This window comes from Streptomyces sp. BHT-5-2, assembly GCF_019774615.1.
Classification (GTDB): Bacteria; Actinomycetota; Actinomycetes; order Streptomycetales; family Streptomycetaceae; genus Streptomyces.
On the sequence record NZ_CP081496.1, the window covers coordinates 1,299,300 to 1,322,361 of the forward strand.

Sequence of the window (23,062 nt, forward strand, 5' to 3'; positions counted from 1 at the left end):
GTGACGGGCCTGCGGAGGCACGGGGCGGTGGGTCGGTGCGGGGGCGGGTCAGGGTTGGGGGTTGGTGTGGGGGTGCTGGTCGGGGGTGTCCGTGTCGCCGGGGTCCAGGGGTGGGGCGTTCACGCCACAGTGGTAGGCGCATTCGGTGTGGCAGGGTTCGGGGGTTTCCGGGCGGGCGGGGCGGAGGATGTCGCGGCGGACGGTCAGCCAGGCGATCAGGGCGCCGGCCAGGAGGATCGCGGCGCACAGCGGCATGGCGCGGCGGAAGGCGGCGGCGAAGGCGGGGGCCGAGCGGTAGGTCTCGGGACCCATGCCGGCCAGCAGGGGGAGGGCGGCCACCGCGACCAGGCCGGCGGCGCGGGCGGCGGCGTTGTTGATGCCGCTGGCCAGGCCCGCGCGGTCGACGTCCACGGATGCCAGCACGGTGGCGGTGAGCGGGGCGACCAGTGTCACCATGCCGGCGCCGAGCACCACAAGGGCGGGCAGCACGTCGGCGAGGTAGGAGGCGCCCGGTCCGGCCCGGGTCATCAGCAGCATGCCGACCGCGCAGAGCACCGGGCCGACGGTGAGCGGTATCCGCGGTCCGATGCGTTGGCCCAGTTCGCCGGAGCGGGCCGACAGCAGCAGCATCAGCACGGTCGTGGGCAGCAGTGCGGTGCCGGCCAGGAGGGCCGAGTAGCCGACGACGACCTGGAGCTGGAGCACGGAGAGGAAGAAGAAGCCGCTGAACGCGGCGTAGACGCAGACCGTCACCGCGTTCACGGCGGTGAACTGGCGGTTTCTGAAGATCGCGGGTGGCAGCATCGGGTCCGGCCGCCGCCGTTCCACGTGGAGGAAGGCCGCGCCCAGCAGCACCCCTGCCACGGCGGGCACGATCACCGCGGGCGAGGCGCCGCGGCCCGGCGCCTCGATCAGCGCGTAGCTGACGCCGGCCAGCGCCAGCGCGCCCAGGACCGCCCCGGGTACGTCGAAACCGCGGACCTCGCCGGTGCCCCGCTCGCGGGTCTCGGGGACGTGCCGCAGCGCGATCGGGACACAGGCCGCCGCCAGCGGCACGTTGAGGAAGAACACCCAGCGCCAGCCGGCGCCGTCCACCAGCCAGCCGCCGACGAACGGGCCGACGGCCGCGGCCACCCCGCCCAGGCCGGACCAGGCGCCGACCGCGCGGGCCCGGTCGTCGGGGTGGAAGACGGCCTGGATGAGGGCGAGGGAGCCGGGGGTGAGCAGGGCGCCGCCGATGCCCTGGAGCGCGCGGGAGGCGACCAGCACCCCGGCGTTCGGGGCCAGCCCGCACAGCAGTGAGGCCACCGCGAACCAGACGACGCCGATGGTGAAGATCCGGCGCCGGCCGTACCGGTCGCCCAGCGAGCCGCCCAGCAGGATCAGCGAGGAGAGGGTGAGCATGTAGGCGGTGACGGTCCACTGGAGGACCGCGAGGTCCGCGTCGAGATCCGCACCGATCCTGGGCAGCGCGATATTGACGACCGTGCTGTCGAGCATCGCCATTCCCGAGCCGAGGACGGTCGTGGCCAGCACCCAGCGGCCCTGCGACGAGGACAGCCGGACCCGCCCCGGCTCGCTCCTGACGGGTTGCTCCATACGGTGAGCATGCCCCGTTCCACGGGCGCCCGCCCACCCGGCGGCCCCGCGAACGGCGCAGGGCCCCGCAACCGGTACGGCTGCGGGGCCCTGCGGAGCCGCCGGGCGGCTACTTCAGCTTGGTGCCCGTGGAGCGCAGGTTGGCGCACGCCTCGGTGACCCGCTTGGCCATGCCGGCCTCGGCCAGCTTGCCCCAGCTGCGCGGGTCGTAGGTCTTCTTGTTGCCGACCTCGCCGTCGACCTTCAGCACACCGTCGTAGTTGCGGAACATGTGGTCCGCGACCGGGCGGGTGAAGGCGTACTGGGTGTCGGTGTCGAGGTTCATCTTGACCACGCCGTTCTCCAGCGCGGTGGCGATCTCCTCCTCGGTGGAGCCGGAGCCGCCGTGGAAGACGAAGTCGAACGGCGACGCCTTGCCGTACTTCGCGGCGACGCCCGCCTGGAGGTCCTTCAGCAGCTCGGGGCGGAGCACGACGTTGCCCGGCTTGTAGACGCCGTGGACGTTGCCGAAGGAGGCGGCGAGCAGGTAGCGGCCCTTCTCGCCCAGGCCCAGCGCCTCGGCGGTGCGCAGCGCGTCGTCGACCGTGGTGTAGAGCTCGTCGTTGATCTCGTGGGTGACGCCGTCCTCCTCGCCACCGGTCGGGGTGATCTCGACCTCAAGAATGATCTTGGCCGCGGTGGCGCGGGCCAGCAGCTCCTGCGCGATGTCGAGGTTGTCGGCGAGGGTCTCGGCGGAGCCGTCCCACATGTGCGACTGGAAGAGCGGGTTGCGGCCGGCCTTGACGCGCTCCTCGGAGATCGCGATCAGCGGGCGGACATAGCCGTCCAGCTTGTCCTTGGGGCAGTGGTCGGTGTGCAGGGCGATGTTGACGCCGTACTTCTCGGCGACCACGTGCGCGAACTCGGCCAGCGCCACCGCGCCGGTGACCATGTCCTTGCTGTACTGGCCGCCCAGGAACTCCGCACCACCGGTGGAGATCTGGATGATGCCGTCGCTCTCGGCCTCGGCGAAACCGCGCAGCGCCGCGTGCAGCGTCTGCGTGGACGTCACGTTGATGGCCGGGTAGGCGAACTTGCCTGCCTTCGCCCGGTCCAGCATCTCGTTGTAGACCTCAGGGGTTGCGATGGGCATCTGTCCGCTCCTTGTATGTGCGGGGTGTGCGTTCTTGGCCCTGACCAGGGGGCGAGGACTTCGCCGTGGCACATCTTCCCAGACTCACCGGATTGCTCCACATCGCCCGTACGGCCGCCGGCCGGATGCGGGATACGGCGTTCCGTGCGGCAGCACCCGGTGTTTCGCGTGAAACGCTGCTCTGTTTCACGTGAAACACCGGGCCCGGCGCACAACCACGGGTCGGCGAGAAGGACCCGATCGGGTCGTCAGCCCAGGTCGAGGTCGCCGAGCTGGTAGCCGGTGAGGTAACGGAGCCCGGCGTCGGCGATGGCCGAGGCGGCGCCCCGGTCGACGATCGTCGCAACCGCAACGACCTCGGCGCCGGCCTCCCGCGCCGCCTCGACGGCGGTCAGCGGCGAGCCGCCGGTGGTGGAGGTGTCCTCGACGACCAGGACCCGGCGGCCCGTGATGTCCGGGCCCTCGATCCGACGCTGCATGCCGTGGGCCTTCTGCGCCTTGCGGACGACGAAGGCGTCCAGCCGGCGGCCGCGGGCGGCGGCGGCGTGCAGCATCGACGTCGCCACCGGGTCGGCGCCGAGCGTCAGACCGCCGACCGCGTCGAAGTCGAGATCGGCGGTGAGGTCGAGCATCAGCCGACCGACCAGCGGCGCCGCCTGGCTGTCGAGGGTGATCCGGCGCAGGTCGATGTAGTAGTCGGCCTCCTTGCCGGAGGAGAGCGTCACCTTGCCGTGCACCACGGCCTTGTCCTTGATCTGCTGCAGCAGCTCGCCGCGCACGTCGTCAGTCATGCGCACGAGCTTAGGACAGCGCCCTCGGCACGGCGCCCGCGGCTACAGCGCCCGCCAGCTCCAGGTCGTGGAGACCTCCAGCGGGTCGATCGGGGTGACCAGGCGCGGGGCGGTGTTCAGCCCGTTCGGCGGGCCGGACTGCGGCTCCACGCAGACCGCCGCCTCCTGCTCGTCGTAGACCACGACCCACTCGGCGCGGCTGGAGACCGTCAGCTCCAGCCGGCCCGGCCAGGTCAGCGTCACCTCGACGCCGCGCGGCATCCCGAAGCAGTCGTCCCAGGGGCCGGGCTTCGGCGTGATCCGGCGGCCGACGGGGAGGTGGTCGGGGCCACGCTCCTCCTGCCACTCGGGCGCGAAGTCGATCCGGACATCGCCGCCCTCGCCGAGGTTGCGCAGGAACCACGGGTGCCAGCCGGCCTGCGCCGGGAAGGAGTCGCCGGTCGCTTCGACGCCCATGGAGAGCGTGAGCGAGCCGCCGTCCTCGGCCAGCTCGACGACCTGGGTGACGGTCCCCGGGTAGGGCCAGGGTGCCGCGGGGTCGGAGAGGTCATAGGTGAAGGCGGCCCCGGTCTCGTCGGCGCGCGCGGTGCGCCAGCGCAGGTCACGGCCGGTGCCGTGGATGGCGTGCGGCGGGGAGTTGACCGGCATCTGGTGCACTTCTCCGCCGTTGCGGAACCGCCCGTGGTCGATCCGGCCGCACCACGGGACCATCGGGAAGCAGCCGTACTTGTCGCCCTGCCGCAGCAGCTCCGTGCCGCCGACGCGCAGGCTGCCGAGCCGGCAGCCGTTGTCCGGGTGAACGGTCAGTTCGGCGTCCCCGGCGGACAGCAGTACGCCGTCCGCGCCGCGCTCCTGCATGGTGTTCTCGGTGCTCACGGAAGCGACCCTAACGGTGCGCCCGGCCGCACGCCGGGATCCGGACGGTGGGCGGACCACGCCGCCGCCGGTACGTGCGTGCCCCGGCGGCCGGTTCGTCCCGCGTCGTCAGCGGCGCCGCCGCAGCACCCGTCCGACCACCACGGCCGAGGCCAGCACCACCGCGGCGGCGGGTGCCGCCCAGCGCAGCGGCACCGAACTCCCGCCGGGCTCCGGCGCGGGCACCGGCGCGTACCGGCCGCGCGGCGGGGCGTGGTCCACCTCCTCCGCACTGCGCCCGATCATCGTGCGGCGGGCGTGCGCGGCCTCCGCGGGCACGACCCCGGACAGCTCCTCCGGACCGCCCACGGCACCCGGCCCGTCCTCGTCGTCGGCGAACGCGGCCTCCTCCAGGGCGTCGTCGACGTCGGCGAGCGGATCGAGGGACGAGGGCGGGACCTCGGTGTCGAAGAGGCCGGGCGCCGGCGGCCCGGGGGTCTCCTCCGGCGCCTCCGCGACCGGGCGGTCCCTCAGATCCGCCGCGAGGTTCTCCGCGAAACGGTCCAGCAGGCGGCGGCCGGCGGTCGCCGCGGACCGGTCGTCGGCGGCGGCCAGCCGGCCCTCGCTGCGGACCGTGCCGGTGCACACCAGCGTCGTCCCGGGACCGGGCTCGGCGGCCGGGGCCGGCCGGACGGCCAGCGTCAGCGCCACGGTCCCCTCGCCCCGGATCTCGGTGCCGCTGGCCTCGATGACCACCGGGGCGGCCGTCCCGCCGGCCCCGGAAGCGCCGTCCCCCTGGCCGTCGTCCGGACCGCCGTCGACCGTCAGCACGCCGCGATAGGTGATCGTGGAGCCTCCGATCCGCAGCCGCAGCCGGCCCTCGGGGCGGTGCGGGGCGGCATCGGCGTCGAGCTGGACTCCTGGGACGCAGCGCGCCACCCGCTCCGGTTCGGTGAGCGCCTGTCGCACGGTCCCGACGGGAAACGGCACGTACACCTCATGCTCCATGGCATGGGAGCCTAATTCCTCCACCCGCGCCGCGGGGACCCCCTGGTCGGTGTCCGTGGTGCGGGATGCGGCTCCGGCCCGGCCGACCGGCGCCCGCGGCCCCCGCCGCGGGGCGCGCCCCGGCGCTCACTGCAGATAGCGCGGATGCATCAGCGTCGAGGGCGGCAGCCCGGGGATCCGCTCCCGGGCCTGGCCGCGCCAGCCGCTCCGCACGGCGCCCGGGGGAACGGTGGTGGACGGGGCGTCCGGGGCGGTGTCGAGGCGGGGCGGGCGGCGGGCGGCGAGGACGAAGCCCCAGTACCGCGGTTCACCCGGCGGTGCGCCGGTGAGCGCGGCCGGGCCCGCGTCCGGGCCGGGACCGTTCAGCGGGGTGAAGGGGGCGGCCGAGCGGTCCGGGCTGGCCGAGAAGCCCGAGCGGCGGCCGGGGACGGGGATCCGGTACGGCAGGGTCCGCAGGCCCACCGAGCGCAGCGTCGCCTCCACCGTCCAGTACGTCCGCGGCCGGGCGTGCGGGGGGCCGGCGTGCACCACCAGCCGTCCACCGGGGGCCAGCATCCGCGCGGCGAGGCCGTAGAACTCCTGGGAGTAGAGCTTGGTGCTGGCGGTGATCCCGGGGTCGGGGAGGTCCGAGACGATCACGTCGTAGCCCGCCGGCCGGCGGCCGGCCGAACGGCCCGGCCCGCGCAGCCAGTTGAAGGCGTCGGCGGTCACCACCCGCACCCGGGGATCGCCGAACGCATGGCGGTTGAGGGCGGACAGGCCCGGGTCCGTGCGCGCCAGCCGCACCACTTCCGGGTCGATCTCGACGACCGTCACCGACCGGACCGTGCGATAGCGCAGCAGCTCGCGGGCGGCCAGGCCGTCACCGCCGCCCAGGACCAGCACCCGGCCGTGCGCGCCGCCCGCCATCGCGGGGCCCACCAGCGCCTGGTGGTAGACGCACTCGTCGCCCGAGTCGACCTTCAACCGCCCGTCGAGGAAGAGCTCCAGCGGGCTGCCGGAACCTTTCCTCCCCCGCCCCGAGCCCGCCCCGCCCTCGGGCGCACCGCCCACGCCACCGGTGAGCACCACCTCCTGGACGCCGGTCTGCTCCGCGATCCGGGCCGACGCGCCGTACACCGCCCGGCGCGCGGCCCGCTCGAACGGCCCGGCCAGCACCACGCCCGCGCCCAGCAGCGCGAGCACCAGCGCATTGACCGCGAACAGCGCCCACCGCGCACGGGGCGTCAGATCGCGGCCGAAGAGCCACAGCACCAGCACCGCGCCGGCGAGGAGATTGACCGCGCCGGTGACCAGCGCGCCGGTCAACTGCCCCAGGCAGGGCAGGAGAAGGAAGGGGAAGGCCAGGCCGCCGACGAGCGCGCCCACGTAGTCCGCGGCGAAGAGGTCGGCCACCGCGCCGCCGGCGTCCTGCCGGCGCACCCGCTGGATCAGGGTCATCAGCAGCGGTATCTCGGCGCCGATCAGCACGCCGATGCCGAGCGAGAAGCCGACCAGCGCGGAACGGGACTGGCCCAGCCAGGCGAAGCAGGCGTAGAGCGCCATCGCCGAGCCGCCGCCGACCAGCGCCAGCACGGCCTCCACGGCGCCGAAGCCGATCGCGGCGCGGCACCGCAGCCGCTTGGCCAGCAGCGCCCCGACGCCCATCGCGAAGACCATGAAGGACAGCACGACCGACGCCTGGGTGACCGAGTCGCCGATCAAGTAGCTTGCCAGCGCGACCAGTTCGAGCTCGTAGACCAGGCCGCAGGCGGCGCAGACGAAGACCGCGGCGAGCACCAGCAGCCGGCCGAGCGCGGACGGCACCGGCAGCCGCGCCGGAGTCAGGGCCTCCGACGGCCCGAGCGAGCCGGCGACGAAAGGCTCTGGCGGGTCGATCATGACATGAACGCTACGTGACGATTCGGTGCCCCTACGTCACCCACACGAGTGCAGTCTGCGTGCCATGCACATCAGTTGAAGCAGTCACGCACCGGGCGCGCGCAGGCCCGGCGGGCCCGCCGTCAGGCGGCGACCACCGCCCGCACCCCCACCCGTGTACGGGTCGCCACCAGCCGCCCCTCCTGCGGATACGCGTGCCAGGTGCGCCAGCGCACCTGCCCCTGCCGACGCTGCGCCAGCATCGCGGTGAACGCGTGCGGCGAGCCCGGGAAGGTGCCGGCGAGACCGTGCGGATGCTCGGCGACCAGGGCGAGCAGCTCCTGCGCGCGCCCCGCGAACGAGCCGCGGGAGAGCGTCTCGACGTGCGCGGCGAACTCGTACTCCCAGTCGCCGAGCCGTTTGGCCACGCCCAGCGGCAGCGGTGTGCTGCTGCCCGGCATACAGGCCACGGTCTCCGAACACGTGCCGTGCTCCTCTTCGAGCAGCACCTGATGAGAAGCCCCGAGCAGCCTCAACTGCACCTGGGCGTCGTCGAGTTGAAGGTTCAGTACGGCCAGCGCCGGCAGGGGTTCCCTGCCCAGGGCCCAGGCCAGGTCGGATGCTCGGGTATCGGTGTAAGCCGTCTTCAAGGTGGTGAGCATGGGTCGGCTCCGCAAGCACGCAGTGGATGGTGGGCCGGCCCGCCCGAGATGGGGATCAGGGATGAACGACCGCCTGCCGGCTCGTGCCCACGCGAAGGTCCGAGAACTGGGGGATTCTCAAGGGAGAGGGAATCACGGACGGCGCGGCGCACACAGCGTTTTTACCCATCTTCGCCCTGGTTTCCATCCCCTAGAGGGCCATGCAGTTCACCTGTTCAACACCCGATCGCACAAATGTCGTTGGGCGGTTTCACGCCATGCGCCAGGCGCATATGCGAGGCCGCATGGGCGGCCCGCATGTGTAGTCCCGCGGCGGCACGGAAGGGCGCGGAAAGGGGGCCGGCGCGGCGGTGGAAAGCGCGGTGCCCATGACCGCGGACGGGCGCGTCCGGCGGTCATGGGCACAGGCGTACGCGTGCCGGTGGGGCGGCTCGGCGGCCCCGGGCGTCGCTGTCAGGAACCACCGCCGCAGCCGCCCCCGCCGCCGCAGGAGGAACCCCCGCCGCAGGAGTGCCCGCCGTGGTGGCCGCCGCCCCCGCCGCACGAGTGGTGATGGTGATGCCCGCCGCCCGAGCCGGAACCGGCGTCGCCGCCGCCGGCCACCCACCAACTCCCCCCACCGCCCACGGCGTTGCCCGATCCCCCGTACCCGCGGCGCGTACCGCTCCCCTTGCGGGTGCCGCCCCGCGCGACCATGGCCCCCACGCCCAGCACCACGAGCACCACCACCGCGATCAACGCGAACATCGCCAACCCCATGACCACTGCCTCACGTCCTTCCTTCCCCCGAAGCACGGGGCGTCTCCCACGCCCTCGGGGCAGTGGGGGACATCGCTCCGTCGGCGCCCCGCCCGGCGCCGTCCCGCGCCGTGCGACCGCCCTGGTCGGCGGCCGTCCTCGTCCTTGCTGCGGGGCTCCTGCCCGGACCCGGCCGACTCAAAAGCACAGTTGAGGAACTCCAGAGGTTCGGCGGAGGATGGCGCACATGGACCGACCGCTGCTCAACCGCCGCCTCGCCGCCTTCGGCACCACGATCTTCGCCGAGATGTCGGCACTCGCCCAACGCACCGGCTCCATCAACCTCGGCCAGGGCTTCCCCGACGCCGACGGCCCGGAGGAGGTCCGGGAAGCCGCGGTGCGCGCCCTCCGGGACGGCCGCGGCAACCAGTACCCGCCCGCCCCCGGCGTCCCCGAGCTGCGCACCGCCGTCGCCGCCCACCACCAGCGCTTCTACGGGCACCTGGGCCTCTCCTACGACCCCGACACCGAGGTCCTGGTCACCGCCGGCGCCACCGAGGCCATCGCCGCGTCGCTGCTCGCCCTCCTGGAACCGGGCGACGAGGTGATCGCGCTGGAGCCGTACTACGACTCGTACGCCGCCTGCATCGCGATGGCGGGCGGCAAGCGCGTCCCGGTGACGCTGCGTCCGTCGGCGGAGACCGGCACCTACCGCCTCGACCTCGACGAGCTGCGCGACGCCATCACCGATGACACCCGCCTCATCCTCCTCAACACCCCCCACAACCCCACCGGCACCGTCCTGTCCCGGGACGAGCTGGCCACCATCGCCGCCCTGGCCGTCGAGCGCGACCTGCTGGTGATCACCGACGAGGTCTACGAGCACCTGGTCTTCGAGGGCGAGCACCTGCCGCTGGCGTCGTTCCCCGGCATGCGGGAGCGGACCGTCACCATCGGCTCGGCCGGCAAGACCTTCTCCTTCACCGGCTGGAAGGTCGGCTGGGTCACCGCGCCGCCCGCGCTGGTCAACGCCGTCCGCTCGGCCAAGCAGTTCCTCACCTATGTCTCGGCCGGCCCGTTCCAGTACGCCGTGGCCGAGGCGCTGGCGCTGCCCGACTCCTACTTCACCGGGCTCCGCGACGATCTGCGCGCCAAGCGCGACATCCTCGCCGCCGGCCTCGCCGACGCCGGCTTCGGGGTCTTCCGGCCGGCCGGCACGTACTTCATCACCACCGACATCCGCCCCCTGGGAGAGACGGACGGCTTCGCCTTCTGCCGCTCCCTCCCCGAGCGCGCCGGTGTCGTCGCCATCCCCAACGCCGTCTTCTACGACCACCAGGACGAGGGCGCCCCCTTCGTGCGCTTCGCCTTCTGCAAGAGCACCGCCGTCCTGGAGGAGGCGGCGAGCCGGCTGAAGCGGCTGTAGCCGGCGCAACACACGACGCGGGCCCCGGTACCGAGCGGATCGGCACCGGGGCCCGCGCAGCGGGGCGGGGACGGGGTCAGTTCTCGTCGTCGCCCGGCTTGTCGTCGGCGTCGCCTTCGATCTCGGCCTCCAGACCGAGCTGCTCGACGAGCCACCTGTCGAATTCGATCGAGGCACGCACCCAGCTGACCGTGCTCGACACGAAGTGTTCGAGCGAGACACCGGTGCCGACCAGCATCGATGCCTCACCGATCAGACGGACGCTGCCGTCGTCGTGGGTGTGGGTGTACACCTTCGGCCAGAGCGTCCGACGGTTCCAGTCGTCGATCGCCTCCAGCAGCTTCAGCTTCTCGTCGATGCCGTGGACGCGGTCGTAGAACGTACGGACGGAGAAGATCTCCTGCTCCGCCTCACCACGGAACATGAAGTACGTGCGGAACTGCTCCCACGGGGCGGCGAGGTCACCCTCCTCGTCGACGACGTACTTCAGCTCCATCTGCTCAAGGAGCTGCTTGACCAGGTCCTGGTCGGGGACGACGGGACCATCAGGCCCCGACGGCTGAGGTTCGGGCTGGCCCCCGAAATTCGGAATCGAGGACGGGTCGATGCTCACCGTGGAATTCCCTTCGTATGGTCCCTGCCATCCTCCCCCATACGCGCCCGGTCGTGGCAACCCCGGGGCGGCGGAGCGGCGCGTACGGGGGCGGGGCGGTGGCGCGACGCCCGGCCGTCAGGCCGCGGGGCGGACCGCCGTGACCGACAGGCGCCCGCCGTCGCCGGCGGTAGCCGCCGTGGCCGCCGTGGCCGCCGTGGCCGCCGTGGCCGCCGTGGCCACGTCGACCCGGACCGTGTCCCCGTCGAGCACGTCGCCGGCCAGGATGGCGCGGGCCAGCTGGTCGCCGATGGCCGTCTGGATCAGGCGGCGCAGCGGACGGGCACCGTAGGAGAGATCCGGAGCCGGGGCGTCCGCGACCGGCTCCGTGCCCAGCCAGGCGAGCCAGGTCAGTGCCCGGTCGGTGACGTCCAGGGTGAGCCGGCGGTCGCCCAGGCGGCGCTGGAGGTGGTCCAGCTGGATCCGGGCGATCCGCTGCAGCTGCTCGGTGCCGAGCGGGTGGAAGACGACCACGTCGTCCAGGCGGTTGAGGAACTCTGGGCGGAAGGCGGACCGGACCGTCTCCAGCACCTTCTCCTTCTTCTGCTCCTCCTTCAGCAGCGGGTCCATCAGGAAGTTCGAGCCGAGGTTGGAGGTGAGGATGAGGATGGTGTTGCGGAAGTCGACGGTGCGGCCCTGGCCGTCGGTGAGCCGGCCGTCGTCGAGCACCTGAAGCAGGACGTCGAAGACGTCGTGGTGCGCCTTCTCCACCTCGTCGAGCAGCACCACGCTGTACGGGCGGCGGCGCACCGCCTCGGTGAGCTGGCCGCCCTCCTCGTAGCCGACGTAGCCGGGGGGCGCGCCCACCAGCCGGGCCACGCTGTGCTTCTCGCCGTACTCCGACATGTCGATCCGGACCATCGCCCGCTCGTCGTCGAAGAGGAAGTCCGCCAGCGCCTTGGCCAGCTCGGTCTTGCCGACGCCGGTCGGGCCGAGGAAGAGGAACGAGCCGGTGGGCCGGTCCGGGTCGGCGATGCCGGCGCGGGTGCGGCGCACCGCGTCGGAGACCGCGCGGACCGCCTCGGTCTGGCCGATCAGCCGCCTGCCGAGCTCCTCCTCCATGCGCAGCAGCTTCTGGGTCTCGCCCTCCAGCAGGCGCCCGGCCGGGATGCCCGTCCAGGAGCCGACCACGTCCGCGATGTCGTCGGGGCCGACCTCCTCCTTGACCATCGACTCCTTGCCGGCGCCGGCGCCGGCGCCCTTGGCCGCCTCCTGCTCGGCCTCCGCCCGGGCGGCCTCCGCCAGCTCCCGCTCCAGGGACGGGATCTCGCCGTACAGCAGCTTGGAGGCGGTGTCGAAGTCGCCGTCGCGCTGGGCGCGCTCGGCCTGGCCGCGCAGGTCGTCGAGGCGCTCCTTGAGCTCGCCGACGCGGTTGAGGCTCTGCTTCTCCTTCTCCCAGCGGGCGGTCAGGCCGCGCAGCTCCTCCTCCTTGTCGGCGAGGTCCTTGCGCAGCTTCTCCAGCCGCGCCACCGAGCCGGCGTCGGTCTCGTTGCGCAGCGCCAGCTCCTCCATCTTCAGGCGGTCCACGGCGCGCTGGAGTTCGTCGATCTCGACGGGGGAGGAGTCGATCTCCATCCGGAGCCGGGAGGCGGCCTCGTCGACCAGGTCGATGGCCTTGTCGGGGAGGAAGCGGGAGGTGATGTAGCGGTCGGAGAGGGTGGCCGCGGCGACCAGCGCGGAGTCGGCGATCTGGACCTTGTGGTGCGCCTCGTAGCGCCCCTTGAGGCCGCGCAGGATCGCCACCGTGTCCTCGACGGTCGGCTCGGCGACCAGCACCTGCTGGAAGCGCCGCTCCAGCGCCGGGTCCTTCTCGATCCGCTCGCGGTACTCGTCGAGGGTGGTCGCGCCGACCATCCGCAGCTCGCCGCGGGCCAGCATCGGCTTGAGCATGTTGCCCGCGTCCATGGCCGAGTCGCCGCCGGCGCCCGCGCCGACGACGGTGTGCAGCTCGTCGATGAACGTGATGACCTGGCCGTCGCTGGCCTTGATCTCGGCCAGGACGGTCTTCAGCCGCTCCTCGAACTCGCCGCGGTACTTCGCGCCGGCGACCATCGCGCCCAGGTCGAGGGCGACCAGCCGCTTGTCGCGCAGCGACTCGGGGACGTCGCCCTTGACGATCCGCTGAGCCAGCCCCTCGACGACGGCGGTCTTGCCGACGCCCGGCTCGCCGATCAGCACCGGGTTGTTCTTGGTACGGCGGGAGAGCACCTGCACCACCCGGCGGATCTCCTGGTCCCGGCCGATGACCGGGTCGAGCTTGCCCTCGCGGGCCGCCGCGGTGAAGTCCGTGCCGAACTTCTCCAGCGCCTTGTACGTGCCCTCCGGGTCCGGGTTGGTCACCCGCTGCGTGCCGCGGCTCGCCTCGAAGGCGGCCAGCAGCTTCTTGGCGGTGGCGCCCTGCTGCTCCAGCAGCTCACCGGTGCGGCCGCCCTTGGCGGCGATCCCGACGAGCAGATGCTCGGTGGAGATGTAGGCGTCGCCCAGCTCCTTGGCGCGCTGCGCGGCGTCGGCGATGACGGCGAGCAGCTCGCGGTCCGGCTGCGGCGGGGCCACGGTCGAGCCCTGGACGCTGGGCAGCCCGGCGAGCTGCCGCTCGGCGCCCGAGCGCAGCTGGGCGGCGTCCGCCTCGACGGCCACCAGCAGGTCCATGACGTTCTCGTTGTCCTGCCCGGCGAGCAGCGCGAGCAGCAGATGCGCGGACGTCATGTCCGCGTGCCCGGCGGCGACCGCCCGCTCACTGGCGGCGCTCAGCGCCTCCCGGCTCTTGTTCGTCAGCTCGGCGTCCACGTCTGCCTGGTCCTCCTCGTGTCCTCGTGCGTCCGGCGCCCGGCGCGCTTCCCTATCCAATCCTGACGTTGCCAACGTGCGATAAGTTGAGTCTATTCCACTCAAGGCATTCGCTCACGCTTACGAGTGAAGATCCGACCATCGGCCTCTTTCCGCAGGCGGCGGCCCATGACACTGGCCTTCGACCACAAGGAGGTGCAGCATGACGGCTATGGCACACGAGCCGTTGGCCACGGACAAGGAAACCCTCCTGGACTTCTTTCTCAGCCTGGACACCCCTGAGGGGTTCCGGGTCGAGCTCGTCGAGGGGGAGATCGTGGTGACACCACCCACGGATGGCGATCACGAGGACTACCTGAGCATCATCGGCAGGCAGGTGACGCGAAGGTCCGCAACCGACATGCAGATCTCGGGCTACAAGGGACTCGTCCTTGCCAACGTGGAGGACCAGCCCGCGGACCATGTGATCCCCGACGCCACCATCGCCCCATACGCGTTGCGCCTCTTCCGGGGTGCGGAGCCATGGATGCCCAGTGACGGCGTCGCCATGGTCGTCGAGGTGACGTCGAGCAAGCCCCGCAACGACCGCGTCGCCAAGCGCCACGCCTACGCACGTGCCGCCATTCCGCTCTATCTGCTCGTCGACCGCGGCAAGTCCGTGGTCACGCTCTTCAGCGAACCGAAGGGCGACGACTACCTCACCACCCACTCCGCCCCCTTCGGCGACCCCCTCCCCCTCCCCGCCCCCTTCTCCTTCGACCTGGAGACGGCCGACTTCGTGTGACCGGCCGGGGGCCGCCCGCCCCGGCCCCCCACTACCCTGGCCCCCATGGCCCACGACCTGAGCGCGCTGTCCCCCGAGTACCTCGCCTTCTGGGGCGAGTACCAGATGCCGACCCTCACGACGCTGCGGGCGAACGGCACCCCGCACGTCGTCCCGGTCGGCGTGACCTACGACGCCGGGCAGCGGATCGCGCGGATCATCACGCGCAAGGACAGCACCAAGGTCAGGAACATCCTCGCGGCCGGCGCCGACGGGGCGCGGGTGGCGGTCTGCCAGGTGGACCGCGGCCGCTGGGCGACCCTGGAGGGCGTCGCCCGAGTGCGGACGGACGCGGTGACGGTGGCCGACGCGGTGCGCCGGTACGCCGAGCGGTACGGCCGGACCCCGGAGCCCAACCCCGACCGCGTCATGATCGAGATCGCGGTGACCAGGGCGCTCGGCCGGGCCTGAGGCCGCCCGCGGCCAGGTCCGGACCTGGCCGAAACCGGACGCCATGGATCCGCCGCCGCGCGCCCACCTGGTACTCAGGAACGACAGGAACCGAACACCTCCGTGCAACGATGAGCGGCAACGGACCTGTCCCGGGCAAAAAGACGGCAGCTGGAGGCCGCATGGCGTCGGCATTGGGCAGCACCACCACGACCGTTCCGCGCCGCCGCCCCCGCAGGCGAACGGTCCGCCCCCGGCCGTCCGCGGAGAACTGCCCCCGGTGCGGCGGCCAGTTGGCCGTGAACCAGGACGGCTGGAAGATCTGCCACGCCTGCGGATATGCATCGCCGCCCGGCGTCGCCCCTCCACCCCGGGCCCCCGGCGGGGGTATCGTCGCCCCCACAGTCGCCACGCCCCGGAGGGCACGATGAACTCGGTCCGAGTGACGGCGATCGCCTGCCTGATGCCGCTGTCCGAGCTGGACGAGGATCCGTTCCTGGTCGACGACCGCAGCCAGCACGCCATGTGCAAACAGTGGGCGGCGGCCCGTGACTACCGCCTGACCTGCCAGCTCAGCCTGCACCAGCTGCGCGCCGACCACGGCGCACTGTGGCGCGACGTCGAAGAGGGCCTGGTCGACGTGTTCGTCACGCCCAACCGGCGGGCGCTGGAGTACGCCATCGACGGCGCCGAGGAGTTCGGCGCGCGGTGCGCGGCGGCGGGGGTCCGGCTGGAGACCGCCGACCTGGACGAGCCGGTCTACACCCTGGCGATGAAGTCGCATGTGCACCGGCGGCTGTCGATGCCGACGGCGGGGTACAACGGCTGCTGACCGCCGGCGGCATGGCGAAGGGCCGGGGTGGGCACACCACCCCGGCCCTTCGCCACGTCGCAGGCGGCCTCACTCGGAGGGCCGCTTGGGCCGCCAGACCACCAGCGCACTGGTCTGCTGCACGTCCTGATACGGCACCAGATCGCGGCGGTAGGAGGCGTGCACCGCCGCCTCCCGCTGCCGCATCGCGCTGGCCGCACCCTCCAGGGCGCCCTGGAGCTCGGCGACCCGCTGCTGGAGGGCCGCGACCTGGTTCTCCAGCTCGATGATGCGCTTGATGCCGGCGAGGTTGATGCCCTCCTCCTGCGACAACTGCTGCACGGTACGCAGCAGTTCGATGTCGCGGGCGGAGTAGCGGCGGCCCCGCCCGGCCGTGCGGTCGGGCGAGACCAGGCCCAGACGGTCGTACTGCCGCAGGGTCTGCGGGTGCAGGCCGGAGAGCTGGGCCGCGACGGAGATGACGTACACCGGCGATTCGTCGGTCAGTTCATAGGGGTTACGACGCTGCCCGCCCCGGCTGTCCATCTCATGCTCCCTTCGCGGCCTGGAACAGCTCCGCCCGCGGGTCGGGGCCCACGGTCGCCTCGCGATAGGACTCCAGCGCTTCCTTCGCCTTGTCGCCGAGGTCCTTGGGAACGACGACCTCTATGGTGACCAGCAGATCACCGCGGGTGCCGTCCTTGCGGGCCGCGCCCTTGCCGCGGGCCCGCATCGTGCGTCCGTTGGGCGTGCCGGCCGGCAGCTTCAGCGTGACCGGCGGACCGCCCAGCGTCGGCACCTTGATCTCGCCGCCCAGCGCGGCCTCCGGGAAGGTGACCGGCACCGTGACGGTGAGGTTGTCTCCCTTGCGCCCGAAGACCGGGTGGGCGTCCACATGGACGACCACGTACAGATCGCCGGCCGGGCCGCCGTGCTCGCCCGGGGCACCCTTGCCGCGCAGCCGGATGCGCTGCCCGTCCGAGACGCCCGCGGGGATGCGGACCTGCATCGTGCGGGAGCTGGACGCGCGCCCGCTGCCCTTGCAGACCTCGCAGGGCTCCTGGGCGATCAGGCCGCGGCCCTTGCAGTCGGCGCACGGGTCGGTGAGCGAGAAGCCGCCGCCCGCGCCCCGGCTGACCTGGCCGGTGCCGACACAGGTCGGGCAGACCCGAGGCGTACCGTTTTTGTCGCCGGTGCCGGAGCACGCCTTGCAGGGCGCCTGGCTGGACATCCGCAGCGGGACCGTGGCCCCGTCGACCGCCTCGGTGAAGCTGAGCGTCACCTCGGACTCGATGTCCTGGCCGCGGCGCGGCTGCGTACGGGTGCCGGTGCCGCCGCCGCGGTTGAACAGGCCGCCGAAGACGTCCCCGAGCCCGCCGCCGAAGCCGCCGGCGCCGCCGCCCTGACCGGACGAGCCCCCGAAGAGGTCGCCCAGGTCGAAGTTGAAGCTCCCGCCCCCGCCGGGGCCGGCCCGGAAGCCGCCGTTGCCGAACAGCGCCCGGGCCTCGTCGTACTCCTTGCGGCGCTTGGCGTCGCCGAGCACGTCGTTGGCCTCGGAGATCTCCTTGAAACGCTCCTCGGCCTTGGCGTCGCCCTTGTTGGCGTCGGGGTGGTTCTCCCGGGCCAACTTGCGGTACGCCTTCTTGATCTCCGCCTCGGTGGCGTCCTTGGGGACGCCGAGGACCTTGTAGTAGTCCTTCTCGACGAAGTCCTTGGTGCTCATCCCCGACGTCCCTCCTTCCGGGCGGTTCCCATGTCGGCCCGTGCGTCAGCCCTCGTCCGGGCCACCGTTCTCCTTGTCCGCGGCCTTGGCACCCTTGGCTCCCTTACCGCCCTTGGCACCCTTGCCCTCCTCGTCGGAGGCGGACTTGGCGCCCTGTGCGCCCGGCTGCGGCTCGGCGACCGCGACCCGCGCGGGGCGGATCGTGCGCTCACCGATGCGATACCCGGGCTGCAGGACGGCGACGCATGTCGTCTCCGTGACGTCCGGCGCGTACGAGTGCATCAGCGCTTCGTGGATCGTCGGGTCGAAGGGCTCGCCCTCCTTGCCGAACTGCTGCAGGCCGAGCTTGGCGACCACGGTCTCCAGCGACTCCCCGACCGACTTGAAGCCGCCGACCAGTTCGCCGTGCTCCCGGGCCCGGCCGATGTCGTCGAGCACCGGCAGCAGCTCGGAGAGCAGGTTGGCGACCGCGATCTCCTTGACCGTCACGCGGTCGCGCTCCACCCGGCGGCGGTAGTTCTGGTACTCCGCCTGGAGCCGCTGGAGGTCGGCGGTGCGCTCGTTGAGCGCGGTGCGCACCTGGTCCAGCTGAGCCTGGAGCGCTACGTCGTGGACGTCCCCGGCCGGGGCCGAGCCCGCCTTGTCGGCGGACTCGGCCCGTGCCGCGTCTTCGGGAGCGGCATCGGAAGGGACGTCGGGCTTCTCCTCGAAGCCCGGGGTCTCCTCCGTCACGCCGCACCACCCTTGGCGTCCTTGGGCTTCTCGTCGTCGACGATCTCGGCGTCGACGACGTCGTCCTCGGCCTTGGCCTGCTGGCCGCCGGCCTGCGCGCCCTCGGCGCCGGCCGCGCCCTGGGCGGCCTGGGCGTCGGCGTACATGGCCTGACCCAGCTTCTGGGAGACGGCCGCGACCTTCTCCGACGCGGTGCGGATCTCGGCGGTGTTGTCGCCCTCGGCGGACTCGCCCTTGAGCTTCTCCTTCAGCTCGCCGACGGCGGTCTCGACCTCGGTCCTGACCTCGGCGGGCACCTTGTCCTCGTTGTCCTTGAGGAACTTCTCGGTCTGGTAGACCAGCTGCTCGCCCTGGTTGCGGGTCTCGGCGGCCTCGCGGCGCTTGTGGTCCTCCTCCGCGTACCGCTCGGCCTCCTCACGCATCCGGTCGACCTCGTCCTTCGGCAGCGAGGAGCCGCCGGTGACGGTCATCTTCTGCTCCTTGCCCGTGCCCAGGTCCTTGGCGGTCACGTGCATGATGCCGTTGGCGTCGATGTCGAAGGAGACCTCGATCTGCGGGACGCCGCGCGGGGCCGGCGGCAGACCGGTCAGCTCGAACATCCCGAGCTTCTTGTTGTACGCCGCGATCTCGCGCTCGCCCTGGTAGACCTGGATCTGCACGGACGGCTGGTTGTCCTCGGCCGTGGTGAAGATCTCCGAGCGCTTGGTCGGGATCGTGGTGTTGCGCTCGATCAGCTTGGTCATGATGCCGCCCTTGGTCTCGATACCGAGGGACAGCGGGGTGACGTCCAGCAGGAGGACGTCCTTGACCTCGCCCTTGAGGACACCGGCCTGGAGGCTGGCGCCCATGGCGACGACCTCGTCCGGGTTGACGCCCTTGTTGGCCTCCTTGCCGCCGGTCAGCTCCTTGACGAGCTCGGCGACGGCGGGCATACGGGTCGAGCCGCCGACCAGGACCACGTGGTCGATCTCGGACAGCGAGATGCCGGCGTCCTTGATGACGTTGTGGAACGGGGTCTTGCAGCGGTCGAGGAGGTCCGCGGTCAGCTGCTGGAACTGCGAGCGGGTGAGCTTCTCGTCCAGGTGCAGCGGGCCCTCGGCGGACGCCGTGATGTAGGGCAGGTTGATCGTCGTCTCGCTGGACGACGACAGCTCGATCTTCGCCTTCTCCGCGGCCTCGCGCAGGCGCTGGAGCGCCATCTTGTCCTTGGAGAGGTCGACGCCGTGGCCGCCCGCGAACTGCTTGACCAGGTAGTCGACGACGCGCTGGTCCCAGTCGTCACCACCGAGGTGGTTGTCGCCGTTGGTGGCCTTCACCTCGACGACGCCGTCGCCGATCTCCAGCAGCGAGACGTCGAAGGTGCCACCGCCGAGGTCGAAGACCAGAATGGTCTGGTCCTCCTTCTCCAGGCCGTAGGCCAGGGCGGCGGCGGTGGGCTCGTTGACGATGCGCAGGACGTTGAGGCCCGCGATCTCACCGGCCTCCTTGGTGGCCTGGCGCTCGGAGTCGTTGAAATACGCCGGGACGGTGATGACCGCGTCGGTGACCTTCTCGCCGAGGTAGGACTCCGCGTCCCGCTTCAGCTTCTGCAGGATGAACGCGGAGATCTGCTGCGGGTTGAAGTCCTTCTCGTCGACGTTGATCTTCCAGTCGGTGCCCATGTGACGCTTGACCGACCGGATCGTCCGCTCGACGTTGGTCACCGCCTGGCGCTTGGCCACCTCACCGACCAGCACCTCGCCGTTCTTGGCGAAGGCGACGACGGACGGCGTGGTCCTGGCGCCCTCGGCGTTGGTGATGACGGTGGGCTCACCGCCTTCGAGAACACTGACGACGGAGTTAGTCGTGCCCAGGTCGATGCCGACCGCACGTGCCATTTCGATTCCTCCAGCTGACTTGAGTGGAACAGGCTCAAGGGTGCAGCACCGATCCCGACCTGTCAACAGACCTGAGTGGGGTGCGCTCAACTTTTATGTCGCCCTTATCGTCACCGGCCCGTTCCGGAGGACGCCGCGACCGGTCGGACGGTTGCCCGCGCGACACAGATCACCGGCCGGGCGGCTACAAGGGGCCCGGAATACTGGGTAACCTCAGCCGCAGACCTGAAAAGTTACTGCTTAGTAGTTCCGCTCGGATCCTCGCGGCCCGGCCGTCCCGATCGCGCGGATCCCCGAAGTTTTCGCCCGCTCTCGCAGGTTCGAGGAGCCACCCATGCAACTCGCCGCGATCATCGTGTCGCTGGTCCTAATCGCGGTCGGCGTCGCGCTGTTCGGCCGTGCCATCCTGCAGATCTACCGCCACATGCGGCTCGGCCAGCCGGTGCCCGCCGGCACCCGCACCGACGACCCCGCACGGCGGACCGTCACGGTGGTCAAGGAGTTCCTCGGCCACACCCGGATGAACCGCTGGGGCATCGTCGGCGTGGCGCACTGGTTCGTGGCAGTGGGCTTCTTCTCCCTGCTGCTGACGATCGTCAACGCCATCGGGCAGCTCTTCAAGGCCGACTGGATCCTGCCGATCATCGGGGACTGGACGCCGTACAACGTCTTCGTCGAGTTCGTCGGGACGATGACGACGCTCGGCATCCTCGTCCTGATCGCCATCCGGCAGCTGTCCAAGCCCGGCAAGCCGGGCCGCAAGTCCCGCTTCGCCGGTTCCAACTTCGGCCAGGCGTACTTCGTCGAGGCCGTCATCCTCATCGTCGGCGTCTGCATCTTCATGCTGCACGCGCTGGAGGGCGCCCAGCACCACGTCGACGGCTACGAGGCGTCCTTCTTCATCTCGTACCCGGTCGTGGCGTGGCTGAAGGGGATGAGCGTCGGCACGCTCCAGAACCTCACCTACTTCTTCGCCGGCCTGAAGATCGCGACCTCGTTCATCTGGATGATCACGGTCGCCCTGAAGACCGACATGGGCGTGGCCTGGCACCGCTTCCTGGCCTTCCCCAACATCTGGTTCAAGCGCGAGGCGGACGGCGACGTCGCCCTCGGCGCGCTGCAGCCGATGGTCTCGGCCGGCAAGCCGATCGACTTCGAAGACCCGGGCGAGGACGACCAGTTCGGCGTCTCCCAGATCGAGCACTTCTCGTGGAAGGGCCTGCTGGACTTCGCCACCTGCACCGAGTGCGGCCGCTGCCAGTCGCAGTGCCCCGCCTGGAACACCGGCAAGCCGCTCTCCCCGAAGCTGCTGATCATGTCGCTGCGCGACCACGCGCACGCCAAGGCGCCGTACCTGCTCGCCGGCGGCGGCAAGACCGCCGAGGGCGACGAGAAGGCGACCGAGGAGCAGCTGGCCGAGGTGCCCGCCGCCGCTCTCGCCGAGGCCGAGCGCCCGCTGATCGGCACCCTGGAGGAGAACGGGGTCATCGACCCCGACGTCCTGTGGTCGTGCACCACCTGCGGCGCCTGCGTCGAGCAGTGCCCGGTCGACATCGAGCACGTCGACCACATCGTCGACATGCGCCGCTACCAGGTCATGATCGAGTCCGCGTTCCCGTCCGAGGCGGGCACGATGCTCAAGAACCTGGAGAAGAAGGGCAACCCCTGGGGCCTGGCCAAGAAGCAGCGGCTGGCCTGGACCAAGGAGGTCGACTTCGAGGTCCCGGTCGTCGGCAAGGACATCGAGGACCTCACCGAGGTCGACTACCTCTACTGGGTCGGCTGCGCCGGCGCCCTCGAAGACCGCGCCAAGAAGACGACGAAGGCGTTCGCCGAACTCCTCCACATCGCGGGCGTGAAGTTCGCGATCATGGGCGGCGACGAGGCGTGCACCGGTGACTCGGCCCGCCGCCTGGGCAACGAGTTCCTCTTCCAGCAGCTCGGCCAGCAGAACGTCGAGGCGCTGAACACGGCCTTCGGCGAGACCGGCGACGACGGCGACTCCGAGGAGTCCGCGAAGAAGCCCAAGGCGTCCAAGAAGATCGTCGCCACCTGCCCGCACTGCCTGAACACCCTCGGCAACGAGTACCCGCAGCTCGGCGGCGACTACGAGGTCATCCACCACACCCAGCTGCTGCAGCACCTCGTCGACGAGGGCAGGCTCGTCCCCGTCACCCCCGTCGAGGGCATCATCACCTACCACGACCCGTGCTACCTGGGCCGCCACAACAAGATCTACACGCCTCCGCGCGAGATCATCGGCAAGGTCCCGGGTCTGCGGAACGAGGAGATGCACCGCCACAAGGAGCGCGGCTTCTGCTGCGGCGCCGGCGGCGCCCGGATGTGGATGGAGGAGCGGATCGGCAAGCGCATCAACAACGAGCGCGTCGACGAGGCCCTTTCGCTCAACCCCGACATCGTCTCGACGGCCTGCCCGTTCTGCCTCGTGATGCTCACGGACTCCGTGAACGGCAAGAAGAACGACGGCAAGGCCAAGGAGTCCATCCAGGTCGTGGACGTCGCCCAGCTGCTGCTGGACTCCGTCAAGACACCGATGGACCCGCCGGCGGACGAGGAAGCGTCTGCGGATGCGCCGGAGCCGGCGCCGGCGCAGTAGTGCCGGCGTCCCGGACGCCGTGACGGACGGTCGGCCCCTCGGGGGCCGGCCGTCTTCCTTTTGCGTTGCCGCTGCGCGGGGCTGTCGGGTGCGGTGACGGGTGGGCTACAGGCCAGTTGGGGCTGGAGGCCGGTGGGCCGGTGCAGGCCCCGGACTGATGGGTGACCGGCAGCCCCCCGATAGACGACCGTCAGACAACCACCGGGGTGCACCCCGCCCACCGTTTTCCATGACCACCCACGGGAGGGGACGGGTCGGAGGGGCAGGGGGTGTGTCCGGACGTAAAGCGCAGCAGTCCGGACACACCCCCTGCCCCGGAGGCCCGTCACCGCACCCAACAGCCCCGCGCAGCGGAACGGCAATGCCCGCGAAGCGGGCCGGAACAGCCCCCGCGCAGCGGAGGGGCCGCCAGGCGCAAAAACAGGAACCCGCACGGCGGGAAAGCCGACGACGTGGGGGGGCACACCCCCGGAGGGGGAACCCCTAGGGGATGTCACAGCATGGCTCCAAAGGAGCCATCGGCTTTCCGCCGGGGCCCACCGCCCCGCGGGACCAGGTACTTTCGAAGGCGTGGCTGGA

At 71.6% G+C, this 23,062-nt stretch carries 19 protein-coding genes; 5 read left to right on the forward strand and 14 right to left on the reverse strand.

Annotation, left to right across the window (positions count from 1 at the left end; all coding sequences use genetic code 11):
* Positions 1-48: 48 nt before the first annotated feature.
* From K2224_RS05640 to K2224_RS05675, 8 genes are all read right to left on the reverse strand, one after another.
* A complete protein-coding gene (locus tag K2224_RS05640) occupies positions 49-1,599 on the reverse strand; it encodes an MFS transporter (RefSeq protein WP_221905533.1) in 1,551 nt (516 codons plus the stop codon).
* 109 nt (positions 1,600-1,708) lie between these two features.
* Positions 1,709-2,731 (reverse strand): class II fructose-bisphosphate aldolase, encoded by a 1,023-nt coding sequence (fbaA, locus tag K2224_RS05645; protein WP_221905534.1) that lies wholly within the window; start codon positions 2,729-2,731, stop codon positions 1,709-1,711.
* A 248-nt stretch (positions 2,732-2,979) separates the two neighbouring features.
* Positions 2,980-3,522: an orotate phosphoribosyltransferase gene (gene pyrE / locus K2224_RS05650; RefSeq protein ID WP_221905535.1), complete on the reverse strand. Its 543-nt coding sequence runs from the start codon at positions 3,520-3,522 to the stop codon at positions 2,980-2,982.
* A 42-nt stretch (positions 3,523-3,564) separates the two neighbouring features.
* On the reverse strand, positions 3,565-4,398 hold the full coding sequence (locus tag K2224_RS05655) for an aldose 1-epimerase (protein WP_260692340.1): 834 nt from the start codon (positions 4,396-4,398) through the stop codon (positions 3,565-3,567).
* A gap of 108 nt (positions 4,399-4,506) precedes the next feature.
* Positions 4,507-5,385, reverse strand: coding sequence for a carbon monoxide dehydrogenase subunit G (locus tag K2224_RS05660; RefSeq protein WP_221905536.1), 879 nt, complete (start codon positions 5,383-5,385; stop codon positions 4,507-4,509).
* Between the two features lie 126 nt (positions 5,386-5,511).
* On the reverse strand, positions 5,512-7,266 hold the full coding sequence (locus K2224_RS05665) for a polyamine aminopropyltransferase (RefSeq protein WP_221905537.1): 1,755 nt from the start codon (positions 7,264-7,266) through the stop codon (positions 5,512-5,514).
* Positions 7,267-7,388: 122 nt separating this feature from the next.
* Positions 7,389-7,907 (reverse strand): DUF2617 family protein, encoded by a 519-nt coding sequence (locus K2224_RS05670; protein WP_221905538.1) that lies wholly within the window; start codon positions 7,905-7,907, stop codon positions 7,389-7,391.
* A gap of 453 nt (positions 7,908-8,360) precedes the next feature.
* Positions 8,361-8,666, reverse strand: a complete 306-nt coding sequence (locus tag K2224_RS05675; protein WP_260692341.1) for a hypothetical protein — start codon at positions 8,664-8,666, stop codon at positions 8,361-8,363.
* Positions 8,667-8,892: 226 nt separating this feature from the next.
* Here K2224_RS05675 and K2224_RS05680 point away from each other — a divergent pair, with 226 nt between their 5' ends.
* On the forward strand, positions 8,893-10,071 hold the full coding sequence (locus K2224_RS05680; protein WP_221905539.1) for a pyridoxal phosphate-dependent aminotransferase: 1,179 nt from the start codon (positions 8,893-8,895) through the stop codon (positions 10,069-10,071).
* Between the two features lie 76 nt (positions 10,072-10,147).
* Here K2224_RS05680 and K2224_RS05685 read toward each other — a convergent pair whose 3' ends face one another.
* Positions 10,148-10,684, reverse strand: coding sequence for a YbjN domain-containing protein (locus tag K2224_RS05685; RefSeq protein ID WP_221905540.1), 537 nt, complete (start codon positions 10,682-10,684; stop codon positions 10,148-10,150).
* A gap of 117 nt (positions 10,685-10,801) precedes the next feature.
* A complete protein-coding gene (gene clpB / locus K2224_RS05690) occupies positions 10,802-13,510 on the reverse strand; it encodes an ATP-dependent chaperone ClpB (RefSeq protein WP_221905541.1) in 2,709 nt (902 codons plus the stop codon).
* A 202-nt stretch (positions 13,511-13,712) separates the two neighbouring features.
* Here clpB and K2224_RS05695 point away from each other — a divergent pair, with 202 nt between their 5' ends.
* The 3 genes from K2224_RS05695 to K2224_RS05705 all read left to right on the forward strand — a co-directional run bounded on the left by K2224_RS05695 (position 13,713) and on the right by K2224_RS05705 (position 15,555).
* The gene (locus K2224_RS05695) at positions 13,713-14,294 is read left to right on the forward strand and encodes a Uma2 family endonuclease (RefSeq protein ID WP_221905542.1); all 582 of its coding nucleotides are present in this window, start codon (positions 13,713-13,715) and stop codon (positions 14,292-14,294) included.
* Between the two features lie 45 nt (positions 14,295-14,339).
* Positions 14,340-14,744, forward strand: coding sequence for a pyridoxamine 5'-phosphate oxidase family protein (locus K2224_RS05700; protein WP_221905543.1), 405 nt, complete (start codon positions 14,340-14,342; stop codon positions 14,742-14,744).
* Between the two features lie 406 nt (positions 14,745-15,150).
* On the forward strand, positions 15,151-15,555 hold the full coding sequence (locus K2224_RS05705) for a hypothetical protein (RefSeq protein WP_221905544.1): 405 nt from the start codon (positions 15,151-15,153) through the stop codon (positions 15,553-15,555).
* A gap of 69 nt (positions 15,556-15,624) precedes the next feature.
* On the opposite strand, the gene K2224_RS05710 is transcribed toward K2224_RS05705, so the two are convergent.
* The 4 genes from K2224_RS05710 to dnaK are packed head-to-tail and all read right to left on the reverse strand — an operon-like array spanning position 15,625 to position 19,866.
* On the reverse strand, positions 15,625-16,080 hold the full coding sequence (locus K2224_RS05710) for a heat shock protein transcriptional repressor HspR (RefSeq protein ID WP_221905545.1): 456 nt from the start codon (positions 16,078-16,080) through the stop codon (positions 15,625-15,627).
* A 1-nt stretch (position 16,081) separates the two neighbouring features.
* The gene (gene dnaJ, locus K2224_RS05715) at positions 16,082-17,257 is read right to left on the reverse strand and encodes a molecular chaperone DnaJ (protein WP_221905546.1); all 1,176 of its coding nucleotides are present in this window, start codon (positions 17,255-17,257) and stop codon (positions 16,082-16,084) included.
* A 45-nt stretch (positions 17,258-17,302) separates the two neighbouring features.
* Positions 17,303-17,989: a nucleotide exchange factor GrpE gene (gene grpE / locus K2224_RS05720; protein WP_221905547.1), complete on the reverse strand. Its 687-nt coding sequence runs from the start codon at positions 17,987-17,989 to the stop codon at positions 17,303-17,305.
* On the reverse strand, positions 17,986-19,866 hold the full coding sequence (dnaK, locus tag K2224_RS05725) for a molecular chaperone DnaK (protein WP_221905548.1): 1,881 nt from the start codon (positions 19,864-19,866) through the stop codon (positions 17,986-17,988). The genes grpE and dnaK overlap by 4 nt, the downstream gene beginning before the upstream one ends.
* A gap of 334 nt (positions 19,867-20,200) precedes the next feature.
* Between dnaK and K2224_RS05730 the strand changes: the two genes are divergently transcribed.
* Complete coding sequence (locus tag K2224_RS05730; RefSeq protein WP_221905549.1) at positions 20,201-22,483, forward strand: (Fe-S)-binding protein; 2,283 nt, start codon at positions 20,201-20,203, stop codon at positions 22,481-22,483.
* The last annotated feature ends 579 nt before the right edge of the window (positions 22,484-23,062 follow it).